This is a genomic window from Aeromonas sp. EU05-FHT14A05, from assembly GCF_058791175.1.
The window spans coordinates 374,899-389,554 of record NZ_JBYTDH010000002.1 but is presented as its reverse complement, the minus strand read 5'-3'; the positions used below and the strand labels follow the sequence as shown (position 1 = coordinate 389,554).

9 protein-coding genes and 2 pseudogenes are annotated in these 14,656 nt (G+C 50.0%); 7 read left to right on the top strand and 4 right to left on the bottom strand.

Annotated features, from left to right (window positions below):
* The first annotated feature begins 36 nt into the window (after positions 1-36).
* From thrB to AC3WR3_RS04955, 6 genes and pseudogenes are all read left to right on the top strand, one after another.
* Positions 37-1,005 (top strand): homoserine kinase, encoded by a 969-nt coding sequence (gene thrB, locus AC3WR3_RS04980; RefSeq protein WP_492291367.1) that lies wholly within the window; start codon positions 37-39, stop codon positions 1,003-1,005.
* Positions 1,002-2,276: a threonine synthase gene (thrC, locus tag AC3WR3_RS04975; protein WP_492291338.1), complete on the top strand. Its 1,275-nt coding sequence runs from the start codon at positions 1,002-1,004 to the stop codon at positions 2,274-2,276. Before thrB ends, thrC begins: the two co-directional genes overlap by 4 nt.
* Before the next feature lie 117 nt (positions 2,277-2,393).
* Positions 2,394-2,816 (top strand): YybH family protein, encoded by a 423-nt coding sequence (locus AC3WR3_RS04970; RefSeq protein WP_492291337.1) that lies wholly within the window; start codon positions 2,394-2,396, stop codon positions 2,814-2,816.
* A 162-nt stretch (positions 2,817-2,978) separates the two neighbouring features.
* The gene (locus AC3WR3_RS04965) at positions 2,979-3,929 is read left to right on the top strand and encodes a transposase (protein ID WP_492291336.1); all 951 of its coding nucleotides are present in this window, start codon (positions 2,979-2,981) and stop codon (positions 3,927-3,929) included.
* 748 nt (positions 3,930-4,677) lie between these two features.
* The gene (locus tag AC3WR3_RS04960; RefSeq protein WP_492291335.1) at positions 4,678-5,088 is read left to right on the top strand and encodes a hypothetical protein; all 411 of its coding nucleotides are present in this window, start codon (positions 4,678-4,680) and stop codon (positions 5,086-5,088) included.
* 1,013 nt (positions 5,089-6,101) lie between these two features.
* A pseudogene (locus AC3WR3_RS04955) lies at positions 6,102-6,554 on the top strand (threonine synthase); the annotation flags it as partial.
* Positions 6,555-6,817: 263 nt separating this feature from the next.
* On the opposite strand, the gene AC3WR3_RS04950 reads toward AC3WR3_RS04955, so the two are convergent.
* The 3 genes from AC3WR3_RS04950 to AC3WR3_RS04940 are packed head-to-tail and all read right to left on the bottom strand — an operon-like array spanning position 6,818 to position 11,639.
* The gene (locus AC3WR3_RS04950; protein ID WP_492291334.1) at positions 6,818-7,984 is read right to left on the bottom strand and encodes a lipase family protein; all 1,167 of its coding nucleotides are present in this window, start codon (positions 7,982-7,984) and stop codon (positions 6,818-6,820) included.
* A complete protein-coding gene (locus tag AC3WR3_RS04945; protein ID WP_492291333.1) occupies positions 7,981-8,409 on the bottom strand; it encodes a hypothetical protein in 429 nt (142 codons plus the stop codon). The genes AC3WR3_RS04950 and AC3WR3_RS04945 overlap by 4 nt, the downstream gene beginning before the upstream one ends.
* Positions 8,406-11,639: a hypothetical protein gene (locus AC3WR3_RS04940; protein WP_492291332.1), complete on the bottom strand. Its 3,234-nt coding sequence runs from the start codon at positions 11,637-11,639 to the stop codon at positions 8,406-8,408. Before AC3WR3_RS04940 ends, AC3WR3_RS04945 begins: the two co-directional genes overlap by 4 nt.
* Positions 11,640-12,197: 558 nt before the next feature.
* Here AC3WR3_RS04940 and AC3WR3_RS04935 point away from each other — a divergent pair.
* A pseudogene (locus AC3WR3_RS04935) lies at positions 12,198-12,424 on the top strand (hypothetical protein); the annotation flags it as partial.
* Positions 12,425-12,550: 126 nt separating this feature from the next.
* Here the strand turns inward: AC3WR3_RS04935 and AC3WR3_RS04930 are convergent.
* Positions 12,551-14,572 carry a BCCT family transporter gene (locus AC3WR3_RS04930; protein ID WP_492291331.1) on the bottom strand — a complete coding sequence of 674 codons (2,022 nt, stop codon included), beginning with the start codon at positions 14,570-14,572 and terminating at the stop codon, positions 12,551-12,553.
* Positions 14,573-14,656: the final 84 nt, after the last annotated feature.

Genomic DNA, 14,656 nt, shown 5'->3' with positions numbered 1-14,656 from the left:
AGTTCAGCGATGAACCCCGATTTTGAACAAGATGCCATGGCGCAGGGCGGCAGCGTGGTCGCCTATGCCCCGGCCTCCAGCGCCAACCTGAGCGTGGGCTTCGACGTACTGGGGGCGGCGCTCGCCCCCGTGGATGGCTCCCTGCTGGGGGATCGCGTCCAGGTCAAGGCGGCCGATGTGGCGTTTGCTCTCTCCTCCGTGGGCCGCTATGCCCACAAGCTGCCGGATGACCCAAAGAAGAACATCCTCCATGACTGCTGGCTTGCCTATGGGGAGGCCCTGGAGAAGCGCGGCCTGAGACTCAAGCCGCTGGAGATGGTGCTGGAGAAGAACCTGCCGGTGGGCTCGGGTCTGGGTTCCAGCGCCTGCAGCGTGGTGGCGGCACTCGAAGGCCTTAACGCCTTCCACGGCGCCCCCCTCAATGAACACGACATGCTGCTGCTGATGGGGGAGATGGAAGGCAAGATCTCCGGCTCCGTCCACTACGACAACGTGGCTCCCTGCTATCTGGGGGGCATGCAGCTGGTGCTGGAAGAGCACGGCGTCATCAGCCAGGGCATTCCGGTGTTCGAGCAGTGGTACTGGGTGGTCTGCTATCCGGGTACAGTAGTATCCACCGCCGCCGCCCGCGCCATATTGCCGGCCCAGTATCGCCGTCAGGATTGCCTCACCTATGGCCGTCGCCTGGCGGCCTTCGTGCACGCCAGTTACACAGGGCAGGAGGGGTTGGCGGCCAGCGTATTGAAGGACGTGATCGCCGAGCCTTACCGTGCGGCCCTGATTGAGGGCTTCAACGAGGTGCGGGCCCAGGCGGCCCAGAACGGGGCGCTCGCCACCGGCATCTCGGGCTCAGGTCCCAGCGTGTTCGTGGTGATGAAGGATCTGGCCCAGGCCGAGCGGATGAAAGAGTGGATGGAAGCGCATTTCGTGCGCAATGAAGATGGATTTGCCCGGGTCTGCAAACTGGACATGGCCGGGGCACGGGTAACAGGAAGCGAGCTATGAATCTTTACAATATCAAGGACAACAGCGAACAGGTGAGCTTCGCCCAGGCGGTGCGCCAGGGGCTGGGCCGCGAGCAGGGGCTCTTCTTCCCCGAAACCATCGCGCCCCTGGCCGACGTGGATGCCCTGCTGGAGCTGCCGCTCGCCGAGCGCTCCGCGCGCATCATCAGCCACCTGCTGGGGGACGAAGTGCCCAAGCCTAAGGTGAGCGAGCTGATCAATGCCGCCTTTACCTTCCCGGCGCCCCTGGTGAAGCTCAAAGACGGCACCTATGCCCTCGAGCTGTTCCACGGCCCGACCCTGGCGTTCAAGGACTTCGGCGGCCGCTTTATGGCCCAGTGCCTCGCCGCGTTCAGGACCAACGACAAGATCACTATCCTCACCGCCACCTCCGGCGACACCGGCGCCGCCGTGGCCCACGCCTTCTACGGCCTGGAGGGGATCGAGGTGGTCATTCTCTACCCCAAGGGCAAGATAAGCCCGCTGCAGGAGGCGCTGTTCTGCACCCTCGGCGGCAACATCCGCACCATCGCCATCGACGGCGACTTCGATGCCTGCCAGGCGCTGGTCAAAGATGCCTTTGACGACGAGGCGCTGAAGAAGGCGATTGGCCTTAACTCCGCCAACTCCATCAACATCAGCCGCCTGCTGGCCCAGGTCTGCTACTACTTCGAGGCCGTGGCCCAGCTGCCCAAAGCCGACCGCGCCAAGGCGGTGATCAGCGTGCCGTCCGGCAACTTCGGCAACCTCACCGCGGGTCTCATCGCCAAGGCGCTGGGGCTGCCGGTGAAGCGTTTCATCGCCGCCACCAACGCCAACGATACCGTGCCGCGCTACCTGAAAACCGGCCAGTGGGAGCCGCACCAGACGGTGGCAACGCTGTCGAATGCCATGGACGTGAGCCGCCCCAACAACTGGCCACGGGTGGAAGAGCTGTGCCGCCGTGAAGGCTGGGCGCTGGAGACCCTGGGGTCTGGCATGCGTGACGATGCCCAGACTCGCGATGCGCTCAAACGCCTGCACCAGCAGGATTACCTGTGCGAGCCCCACGGCGCCATTGCCTGGGATCTGCTGAACGAGCAGCTGGCTGAAGATGAAGTGGGAGTGTTCCTGTGCACCGCCCATCCGGCCAAATTCAAGGAGTCGGTGGACGAGATCCTGAATCTGGATGTGCCGCTGCCAGGCCCGCTTGCCAAGCATGCCGCGCTGCCGCTGCTCTCCCACAACCTGCCCGCAGACTTTGGCCGCCTCAAGGCCTTCCTGCTCGGCTAAGTCGCCATGAGACGCTGAAGATCCCCCGTTTTTATATCGAGAGCGGGGGATTTTTTATGTCTGGCAGAGGGAGGGAAACCCCGCCCTGGATGATGACCCTGAAACAAGGAGCACGACATGAGCCAGCATCCCCTTCGCACCTTGATCGAGACCTGCGACGCCGCCATCTCCCGGCGCGACTTCGACGCCCTGATGACCTTCTACGCCGAAGACGCTGCCCTGGTGGTCAAACCCGGCATGGTGGTGCGCGGCATTCCCGCCATCCGCCGCGCCTTCACCGCCATCTCCGAGTACTTTGACGGCCGCCTTGAGGTGACCCAGGGGGCCATGGAGGTGATAGAGGGGGCCGACAACGCCCTGGTGATCATGGAGACCCGGCTGCGCTACCCGGGCGGCGAGGGCTGGATTGATGAAACCCGCCGCGCCACCTATGTGTTTCGCAAAGAGCCCGGCGGGCAGTGGCGCTGCACAGTGGACAACTCCTACGGCACAACGCTGCTGGCGGCGCAGCAGCCCGGCGATCGGCCTGCAAACGATTAGGGGGAAGTTGGGAGGGATAAGTTGGAGGAGGAGGGGTTAGTTGGGAGGGGTTAGTTGGGACACCCACATTTTTGACACGGCGTGTAAGTCGGGACACCCACCTTTTTGACAGCGGTTTAGTCGTGTACTTGGCTTGAGAGGTTACAGCCCAGGGGGTGAGCCATGACCATTGCCCGTTCACGTCAAATCAGCCTGCAAGATACGCCTTACTACCATGTGGTCAGCCGCTGCGTGCGGCGAGCTTTTCTGTGCGGGGAAGATGCCCATTCTGGTCAGAGTTACGAGCATCGTCGCCAGTGGGTGGTCGACAAGCTGGGCCAACTGTCGCGACTGTTTGCCATCGGTATTTGCGCTTATGCGGTGATGAGCAACCACTATCACCTGGTGCTCAAAGTGGAGCCCGACACCGCAGCAAGTTGGAGTGAGCGGGAGGTGGCCGAACGTTGGGCGGCACTGTTCCAGTGGCCGCTGTTGGTGCGGCGCTGGTATCAGGGGGAATCCCTGATTGAGCCCGAACGGACTGTGGTGCAACAACTGATAGGGCAGTGGCGGGAGCGGCTTCATTCCATCAGCTGGTTTGTGCGGCTGCTCAATGAAAACCTGGCACGGCAGGCGAATCGGGAGGATGGCTGCAAGGGCCATTTCTGGGAAGGGCGCTTCAAGAGTCAGGCTCTGCTCACCGAATCAGCCCTGCTGGCCTGCATGGCCTACGTTGATCTCAACCCGATACGGGCGGCATTGGCGGACCGACCTGAGGAGAGCGATTACACCAGCATCAAGCAACGCTTTGAGGGAGAGCAACCAGATGCGCCATTGCCACCTTTGTTGCTGCCATTCGCAAGCCAAGCCCAACCGGAGGGCCTGCCTTATGCCTTTACCGATTATCTAATGCTGGTGGATTGGACAGGTCGCGCGATAAGAGCTGACAAGCGGGGTTATATTCCTGCTCACCTGGCTCCCATTCTGTCTCGATTGGGCCTTGATGGTGCCCGTTGGTTGAAACAAGTGACACTGTTCAGGCGCCAGGGCATCAGAGTGGTGGGTGACAGGGAGCATTGCCAGCAGTTTGCGCAGCACTGTGGTCAGCAACGATGTCACCAGCCACCTTGTTAATCCGTTAGATCCCGTTTTACCTCCCTTGGCATTTGTGTGGTGTCAGGCATTACCACGTCTGAACACACGGCCTGCCAAGCAAAAGTCGCTTGCTTAACCGATCTCTAGCGGGTTCTTGGAGGAGCTGTGTGTGATGAGAGATATAGCCAGCCAGGTTATGGCTGGCTCAGAAAGGTGGGTGTCCCAGATTTTTTGTCCCAGATTTTTTGTTGAAACAAGTGACACTCTTCAGGCGCCAGGGCATCAGAGTGGTGGGTGACAAAGACCACTGCCAGCAGTTTGCCTGGCACTGCGGCCAGCGACGATGCCATCAGCCACCTTGTTAATCCGTTTGATCCCGTTTTCCCCCCTTGGCATTTGTGTGGTGTCAGGCATTACCACGTCTGAACACGCGGCCCGCCACGTAAAAATCGCTTGCTTACCCGATCTCTAGCGGGCTCTTGGGGGAGCGGTGTGTGATGAGAGATATAGCCAGCCAGGTAATGGCTGGCTCAGAAAGGTGGGTGTCCCAGATTTCTCAATCTGTTAGATCTCGTTTTACCCCCCTTGGCATTTGTGTGGTGTCAGGCATTACCACATCTGAACACTGGCCCCGCCACGTAAAAATCGCTTGCTTACCCGATCTCTAGCGGGTTCTTGGGGGAGCTGTGTGTGATGAGAGAGATAGCCAGCCAGGTAATGGCTGGCTCAGAAAGGTGGGTGTCCCAGATCTTAGGCCCTGCTCACCGAATCAGCCCTGCTGGCCTGCATGGCCTACGTTGATCTCAACCCGATACGGGCGGCATTGGCGGACCGACCTGAGGAGAGCGATTACACCAGCATCAAGCAACGCTTTGAGGGAGAGCAACCAGACGCGCCATTGCCACCTTTGTTGCTGCCATTCGCAAGCCAAGCCCAACCGGAGGGCCTGCCTTATGCCTTTACCGATTATCTAATGCTGGTGGATTGGACAGGTCGCGCGATAAGAGCTGACAAGCGGGGCTATATCCCTGCTCACCTGGCTCCCATTCTGGCGCGATTGGGCCTTGATGGTGCCCGTTGGTTGAAACAAGTGACACTGTTCAGGCGCCAGGGCATCAGAGTGGTGGGTGACAAAGACCACTGCCAGCAGTTTGCCTGGCACTGCGGCCAGCGACGATGCCATCAGCCACCTTGTTAATCTGTTAGATCTCGTTTTACCCCCCTTGGCATTTGTCTGGTGTCAGGTATTACCACGTCTGAGCACGCGGCCCGCCACGTAAAAATCGCTTGCTTACCCGATCTCTAGCGGGCTCTTGGGGGAGCTGTGTGTGATGAGAGATAGCCAGCCAGGTAATGGCTGGCTCAGAATTGTGGGTGTCCCAGATTTTGGTGATCAGCCACCTTGTTAATCTGTTAGATCCCGTTTTACCCCCCCTTGGCATTTGTGTGGTGTCAGGCATTACCACGTCTGAACACGCGGCCCGCCACGTAAAAGTCGCTTGCTTACCCGATCTCTAGCGGGTTCTTGGGGGAGCTGTGTGTGATGAGAGATATAGCCAGCCAGGTAATGGCTGGCTCAGAAAGGTGGGTGTCCTAGATTTTACCAATGAGAGAGATAGCCAGCCAGGTAATGGCTGGCTCAGAAAGGTGGGTGTCCCAGATTTCTCCTTACCCGATCTCTAGCGGGTTCTTGGGGGAGCTGTGGATGAGAGATATAGCCAGCCAGGTAATGGCTGGCTCAGAAAGGTGGGTGTCCCAGATCCTCATCTCCCAGATCCTCATCCATGGCTGGCTCAGAAAGGTGGGTGTCCCAGATTTTGTTATCAGCCACCTTGTTAATCTGTTAGATCCCGTTTTACCCTCCTTGGCATTTGTTTGGTGTCAGGCATTACCACGTCTGAACACGCGGCCCGCCAGGTAAAAATCGCTTGCTTGTCCGATCTCTAGCGGGTTCTTGGGGGGAGCTGTGTGTGATGAGAGATATAGCCAGCTAAGCAATGGCTGGCTCAGAAAGGTGGGTGTCCCAGGTTTTTGTTCCCTTGGCATTTGTGTGGTGTCAGGCATTACCACGTCTGAACACGCGGCCCGCCAGGTAAAAATTGCTTGCTTGTCCGATCTCTAGCGGGCTCTTGGAGGAGATATGTGTGATGAGGGAGCTAGCCAGCCGAGTAATGGCTGGCTCAGAAAGGTGGGTGTCCCAGGTTTCCCCGTGATACCGTGCCGCGCTACCTGAAATCCGGCCAGTGGGAGCCGCACCAGACGGTGGCGACCCTCTCCAACGCCATGGATGTGAGCCGCCCCAACAACTGGCCGCGAGTGGAAGAGCTGTGCCGCCGCAATGACTGGGCGCTGGAAACTCTGGGCTCAGGCATGCGTGACGATGCCCAGACCCGCGATGCGCTCAAACGCCTGCACCAGCTGGATTACCTGTGCGAACCCCACGGGGCGATTGCCTGGGATCTGCTGGGGGAGCAACTCGGTGAGGATGAAGTGGGGGTGTTCCTCTGCACCGCTCATCCCGCCAAGTTCAAGGAGTCGGTGGACGGGATCCTGGGGCTGGACGTGCCGCTGCCAGGCCCGCTCGCCAAGCACGCCGCCCTGCCGCTCTTGTCCCACAACCTGCCGGCGGAGTTTGCCCCGCTGCGAGCTTTCCTGCGGGCTTAAGTCTTTGCCCTTGGCTAACCGATAGGAATAAAAATCCCCCGGCAACGGGGGATTTTTATTCCGGATAGCTTGCCTAGGCTATATGTGGTCAAGATAGCAGTGCATGGCAGCTTACGGTGGCTGGTTTGAAACTAAATTATAGCTTTAATTTTTGTATAAAATGTCGCCAGTGTTATTTGTATTGTAAATTATAAAATTCTTACGCAATAAAGAACTGTAATTTTAATTTTAGAACATGGTGAAATATATAATCATTTCATGGTCTAGTTATTAATGCGTAAAATAAAAAAAAGCAATGAAAGTAACAAGGTTATGGCCAATCTAAATCTAAATTTATTTACAATTACTCCATAGTATATATCCATCAGGACATTATCACATCCTTTATCACTAAACTTAAAACTAGAATCATTGATAATAATAGATTGCCAACCATCAATGTGTGTGTCACTAAAGTACAATGAATGCCCACCTGAAAAATATCTATTATTTATTCTACCTTTATCGCCCTTAAGCCCGACAATACCTGCTAGTGAATATCTATTACTGATAAGTTGAGCCAAAAGAAGAGGGATGTCGATTAAAGAGCAATCATTTACTATTCGTTTTATATTATGTTTTTTATAAACTTCGTTTATATTTTGCTCTGGCTTAAGAATACTTCCAGCTAGAATTAAACTACCAATGTTTAATCTTGATTGCATATTACATAAGGCATGATATGTAATATATGTGCCGAAGCTATGGCATATAATATGCAGGTTTGCTATAGGGTATTCTTTTTTCAGATTCTCCAAGTAGTCTACAAATAGTTTTATTTCATTTTTTGATGATTTCTCAGAAAAAAAATCAATCGCATTATGAAAGTTAAATCCATATGATTTAACGATATATCCATTCTGAAATTTCTGTTCTATTTTATTTTGCCAACCACCATAAGTTCTAATACCATGAATGGTTACAACAACATTTTGATCAAAAGCTACAGGTTCCTTTTGATCGAATATTGCTATTCTATTTTGAACTACATTAGTTATCTCTTCTTTCCAATCATCACTAGCGTGTTCATATAACGTTGCGTACATTCGACAGTTTTTTAGATTTTCCGCATATTTTGAAATTAGTTCAGGATATTGAGTTAATACTACTAAGCTGTCCGGTATCCTTAGACTTCGGTCTGAAACTGCTTGTGCTAGACACTCAAGAATCGCAATGCCAGCCTTTTTATCTATCTCGTAATCATCATCTGATTGAGGGAGTGCCATATCGACAATAACCACTTCAAAGTTTGTTCTCTCCAATTCGGATAGTGCGGTGTTTATTGATTTTGCTTCATGAATAAGATCTTTATGTACCCCAATCGACTCGATGTGTTGTCGTATACCAGCCAGCTTATTTTCTGAGTCTTCAATTACTAAAACTCTTATCATAATTTATCCAAGCATTTTTTTAATTCTGACTTCCAATCTTCGGAATATCCATCGTAATATATAACATTGGTTACAATTTTAGAGTAACTATTAGATATTTCACTAGATAGTTCATTGATAGACACTGAATTATGATGCCTTCCGAATCGATCATAGCCAGTTAATATCGCTGTCCGAGTAGGTATTCCCTCAAAGCTCATTATTTCTAGAATATCTAATCCAGCTAAAGGAACTAACTCAGAATTTACTGCGTCATCTTCTGGAAGGGTCATATCTAGTATAATAAAGTCGAAGCTTAAATCCTCCACCATCATTTGAGCTTTGTGTCTGCTTTTAGCAATAGAGTATTTATGATGTTGTTCATCCAAAAAAGAGATAATATTGTCTAACTTTTCATCAGTATCTTCTATAATTAGAATTTTCATAATCTCTCCTCAAAACCTGTACTCATCGTCCATTCAACAGAAAGTTTTTTATTCCCCTCATTAATTCTGATAGATACGTTTTTAACGTTCCTCATTTCGATTTGCATTAGTCTATAAACTTTATATATTCCACTGCCGGAATTCTCTTTTGCACCTTTTAGAAAATTACCCTTTCTGATGTTGGATGATATCTCTATAACTTTTTCCAAATTAGTTATGTCATAAAAATTTGATACATTAATTGTCAGGCACTTATCTTTATGTTCTTTTATATCTACATTTACGTTGCATTTTTCTCTATTACTTTTTACTGCATTTTGGAATAGAATAATAAAAATGTTTATTAAGCTAAAGAGATATACACCCTTCACCAAATGATTATACTTCATATCCATATTAATGGATATATCTTTATATGGATTTGTTTTTTTTACAAAATCCATAGCTTCTTCTATTGGTACTGATATTTGAAAATCTTGCCTTACTTGCTTAATGAAACTGAACCATTCTGAAACATCTTGGCATGTTTTAAATATATCAGATTCTAACTCACCAATAGATTTAAATATAAGGTCATCTTTGTCTATATATTTTACTAATTTTTCTTTGAAATCATTTACCTGACATAATAAATCGGAGCAAAGGGTGCTGCAAATATAATTTCTTCCTATTTCTAGCAATTGGTCAGTTTTTTTATTGAATAGTGATACACACCAACCAAGCATGTCTTCATATGTGGAACCCGCATTGATTAATGAGATGAAAGTGAAAGTGTCTTCTTTAGAGATCTCATATTTAAACAACATTTGTTTATCCTGTAGATCATTAAGATAAACATGTAGATATGTATCTTTCAAAAAATTAAGTGCGGTATCTATATTTGAAGATAGCGATTTGGAAAGTGTTTGAAGTTCATCATATGGTTGTCTCTTAAATGACCTGAGAAAACGATCTTCAAGCATTTTGTTATCTGTGTATTCACCTGATAATAAAGAGCACTCTAACCTATTTCTAACTAAAGGAGCTCTTAGAGTGGGTACTATACTGTTATGCCTAAAATGAGTGTTTAATGAATTTTCAATTCCAAATTTCTCATTAACAGCATAAATATCTCTAGCTTTAAAAAGAAAATCAACCGCAAGCTCATGTGATTTTGTTTCTGGAGACTCAATTGTTAATGTAGAAAAAATATCTTTCTCTAAGCCAACTGAATGCTCTATTGCTAGAAAGTCATCAAATAAATACTGATACATTTCATTTATCAGGAAATCTTCATTCAAGTACAACTTACCATTTCCGATATTAACCAATGAAATTTTTCTTGCGTATTCTCTGACCAAACGATCAATTTCTCGTCTATCAAGATCTGAAAGCGGAGATGCTTTGTCTGCATTTTTTAGAACTGTTGCTCTTACAATAAGATGATCCGAGTCAAACTTCATTCTTTGTTTTTTTATCAAATCTAAAGTAATAACTTTTGTTAAGACGAAGTTACCAAAAGCATCACGCGGAACATAGCTTTCGAAAGAATTAAGGCTATTAAGTTTAAGGAAAGAGTCACAGTATAATGCCAACCTTTGCAGGGTTATTAATTTTGATTTATAAAGTATGAAGTTAAATATTAGTGTCATTTCACTAATTTTATCAAAACAGTATTTTGATGGCTCATAGATAGCAGAAATAAAATTTGCTTTCAACATTAAATCTTTTTTTACTAGCAAACTAACAATATCAAGAATTACGTCATCTAACCTATCTAACTTATATTTTGCATAAATAGTTTTTTCTATTATTTCGTTCATCATATGCTGCGGGTAGGCCTCATAAGTGACAACTTTTTCCAAGTAAGCATCATAGTGTTTACGCTCAAAGTCGGAATCTGATATCCATTTGTTTAATCTATATTTTGGAAATGAATCATTCTTTGATAATCTTAAATTATTAATATGATAATTAAGTTCTAAATCGAAAGAGTCTGTTTTCTCAATCACTGACAATAAATATAAAAATCGCTTTATGTTTTTAGGCTTATCATTTAAGAAAGAATAATTCTCTTTTGATTTTAAAATATTAATATATTGCAAGCAGTTCATGCTATTGAACTGCTGAGAGATTTTTATTGCATTATCTAGTTCATCAATCCTATATGATAATAGAAAGTCAATACAAGAAGATAAATAATTATCTATTAAGTTGAAGCACTCATGCTTTTCATTTGACAAAGCGCTTGATTTGATAAAAACGTCAAAATAGATATAGTTTCTAGGATTTGATTTTATCTGTGTAAGAGACCATTGTTTAGAGTTTGAATTATTTCCAGATAAATACACTGTAAGGCATGAAATATAATCAAAACTCAAGTGTTCACTTTTAAGTATTTTATTTAACCATAGATCACTATTAGTTGTATTTCTTGATATATTAATAAGCTTACAAATGTCGGTGAAGTGACCAACCTGATAAGCAGATAAATATGCTAAAGAGCGTGATATTATGTTGTATACATCGGGGAGATTTAATTTTAATGAAAACTCCAGAGCGGATTTTATGTCATAGCTAGAGCTAGCATCAAAGTTAAACATAAAATTAATTATTTTTCGATCTATGCTTGTCTGGTCTATGCTATCAATTAGACTGTTAGTGATAAAGTCAAACCTTTCGGCAGAAACAGACTTATTTGAGCGTTCTAAAAGTAGGTTGAGATCTCGAGACTCAACGTCAGTCATCGTCTTGGAGTAGTATTCATATATTTTGTATGCCTCTAATTTCTTATCTTGGATAGAATAAATTCCAAATAAGTTTTCAAAGTACCAATAAGATATTCCAAACTCAGACTTATGTTCATCTAAAAGGCTTAATGCGTCGTTGTATTTACCTAAAAGAATGAGGTTTTCAATGTTTCCTTTACATCTCAAATAGCTTTGAACTTGACGTGAGGATTTGCTTAATATCTCTAGTATTAAATAGATAACCTGGCGAACATCTTTACTCGTCACTACATAATGTGTTTTATGTAGGCTGCGTTTGAATATTTCGTCTTGAAATTGAATATGTTGAAAGCTAATCGGATTAGATATGAGAAACTTTATTGACGATTCGAATACTTCTCGATTTTTTTGATAGAGTAGATACAGCGTTTTTAGATAATCGAGTTGGCAATTAACATTCAAATATAATCTTTTGGATGTTGTTTGCCCTTTTGGCTGCTTTCGTTTTTTAGTTTGGCACATGAAAACCTGCTTGTTTACAATGCTGCTATATAATTAGGGGATAATAAGTAACGGTCGTACTGTTATTCATCACTTAGATGAATACATAATGTCAACTGGCCTAAAAGCTTACAAGTATAAATGTAGTGGATTACATCTGGCGAGATCTATTATCAATGCCCTTACTCATCTTACTCTCTAGCATGTAAGTGGTAATGGTAATGGTAATGGTAATGTTCAAAATTAACGCTACCGCCCGTGGATTACAGCTTCCAATATGCTCCATTGACCAGCGAGGGCTGTTGCCCACTGCAATTCAATAGGCACCATTTTGCTATATTACGCCGTTTTTATCTGCGCTTGCCAGTCAAAAGGTAATGTAACTATCAGAAAAATCGCATTTTTTGCCTCGATTCAACCAATCTCATCGAATAGCAATTCGACATACACTCCCTCGATTTTATTGGTGCTGGTGAGGAAGAGGGGAAAGGCTTGTCGTTGGGAGGAGGCTTGTTAGGGGGCTCCCTGTCTGGTCATCGGCTCTTGGCGATACAGAGGATCAGCGGCAACAATCAGCAGTTGCAAACACATCACAATAGGAACGTCATATGAAGCATATTGCCATCCTGTCCGGCCTGCTCCGTAGCGGTACCCTGTTGATCAACTTGGTTTTTGCCCAAGACTAGGTTCAGCAGCAATGCGAGGCGTAGGCTGTGGCTAAGAAACTGGCGGGGACAGCCAAGACCAGCTTTGTCGGAAAGTGCGTGAAAATCGCTGGACTCTGGCGAGGAGTACAGTGTAGCAAGAGGGGCCTTGGGCCCTTTCTCTTTTTATCAAGCGTTAGTTAGTGCCTAGGCTGCCTTCTATCCCTTGATTATATGGCCGTCTCCTTCCCCGGAGCAGGCCTGATTAACCGCCGCCCCGACGGGCCATCAGGTCCCAGACTCCGGCGGGCTGTGCTCCGGTGCCGCGCTTAGCAGATCCTGCCCCTGGTCCTGGCTCAGCACCAGATAGCGTTCGTACTGGCGCAAGACGTCGGCGCTCAGCTCGTCCCGGGTCAGGTACTGGATGTCGTAACCGGCGCGGCCGTCGGCGAAGAAGGTGATGGGCTCGAAGATGCGGGCCTCGGGATCGTGGTTGTGGGTCGCCTCCAGGGGGTTGAAGGCGGGGGCGGGGCGGGCCTCGATGCGCACCCCGTAGCAGAAGTCCCGCCGTCCCTCCTGAGGCACCAGCAGGTGGCACTGATCCGCATCCTGCTCGACCCGGCTGGTGAGCCCGCGGGCCTCGAATTCCCGGCACAGGGCGGTCAGGGCGGGCAGGGCTGTCTCGCGCAGGAACCTGCGGGCATCCTCCTCGGTGGAAGGGCTCAGCAGGTGATCCATGCGGGTGCGCCACTGCTTGCCGTTCCAAAAATCGGTGGCGGGGGAGAGGCGCCTGGCCGAGTGCTCCTTGTCCGCGATGAGGCCGCGCACCAGACCGAGGCAGAGCAGCACCATGATGAAGGCGAATGGCAGGGCGGCGATGAGCGTCATGGATTGCAGCGCCGCCAGCCCCCCCGTGCTCATCAGGGTGCCCGCGGTGACACCGAGCAGCAGGGCCCAGAACAGGCGCTGCCAGATGGGGGAGCCCTCCTTGCCCTGGGTGGCGATGTTGTCGATGACGAAGGCCCCCGAGTCGGCGGAGGTGACGAAGAAGACGCTGATGAGGATCACCGCCAGCGCCGAGGTGATGTCGGCCCCCGGCAAGAGGTCAAAGAAGTTGAACAGCAGGGTGTCTATGTTGCCGACCGAGTCGATCAGGGTCTGGCCCCCCTCCTGCTGACTGGCCCAGATGGCCGCGTTGCCGAACACCGTCATCCACAGCAGGTTGAAGGCGGTGGGCACGAACAAGACGCCCAGGATGAACTCGCGCAGGGTGCGCCCGCGGGAGATGCGGGCGATGAAGAGGCCGACGAAGGGGGACCAGGAGATCCACCATGCCCAGTAGAGCAGGGTCCAGTTGCCAAACCAGCCCGCCTGGCGGGTCTCGCTGTAGGTGAAGGTGCGGAAGGTGAGCTGGCTCAAAGAGGAGACATAGTTGCCTATGTTCTCGGACAGGGCCCCCAGCAGGTACTGGGTGGGGCCGGCCACCAGCACGAACAGCAGCAGCACTATGGCGAGGAAGAGGTTCAGCTCGGAGAGGCGCTTGACCCCCTTGTCGAGCCCGGTGACCGCCGACAGACCGGCCAGGGCGATGACGACCCCGATGAGGCCGAAGCGGAACAGCTCCCCCGAGGTGTCCATCCCGGTGAGCCGGGTGATCCCCGCCGACAGTTGCAAGACCCCGTAACCTAGGGTGGTGGCGATGCCGAAGATGGTGCCCACCAGGGCGAAGACGTCCACCGCGTGGCCGAGCGGGCCGTGGATCTTCTCCTTGAAGATGGGGTAGAGGCCCGAGCGTATGGTCAGGGGCAGGTTGTAGCGAAAGCCGAAGTAGGCCAGCACCAGGCCGACGATGGCGTAGATGGCCCAGGCGTGAAAGCCCCAGTGGAAGAAGGTGGTGACCATGGCCTCGCGGGCGGCCACCGGGGTCAGAGGGGGCGCCTGGGGCGGGGAGACGAAGTGGGTCATGGGCTCGCCCACCCCGAAATACATGAGCCCTATGCCCATGCCGGCGGCAAACAGCATGGCGAGCCAGGAGGTGAAGCTGAACTCGGGCCTGGCGTCGTCCGGCCCGAGCCGGATGTTGCCGTAGCTGCTGAAGGCCAGCACCAGCAGCAGGATCAGGAACATGCCGACCACCAGCACATAGAACCAGCTGAAGTGATCGGCTATCCAGCTCTGGCCGCTGCCGAAGAAGCGGGCGGCCGCCTCCGGCGCCAGGGAGCAGACGGCCAGCAGCCCCAGGATGAAGAGCAGACCCGGGATGAAGATGGGCAGTGACAGTGTGCATCTGGGGGGGCGAGGAGCGTTCATGGGGCACCTTTGGGTAGAGGGACTCAAGACACTATAGGGCCATTGTTCACAAAAGAGACTAAAAGAGCGGGCATTCTGGTCGCT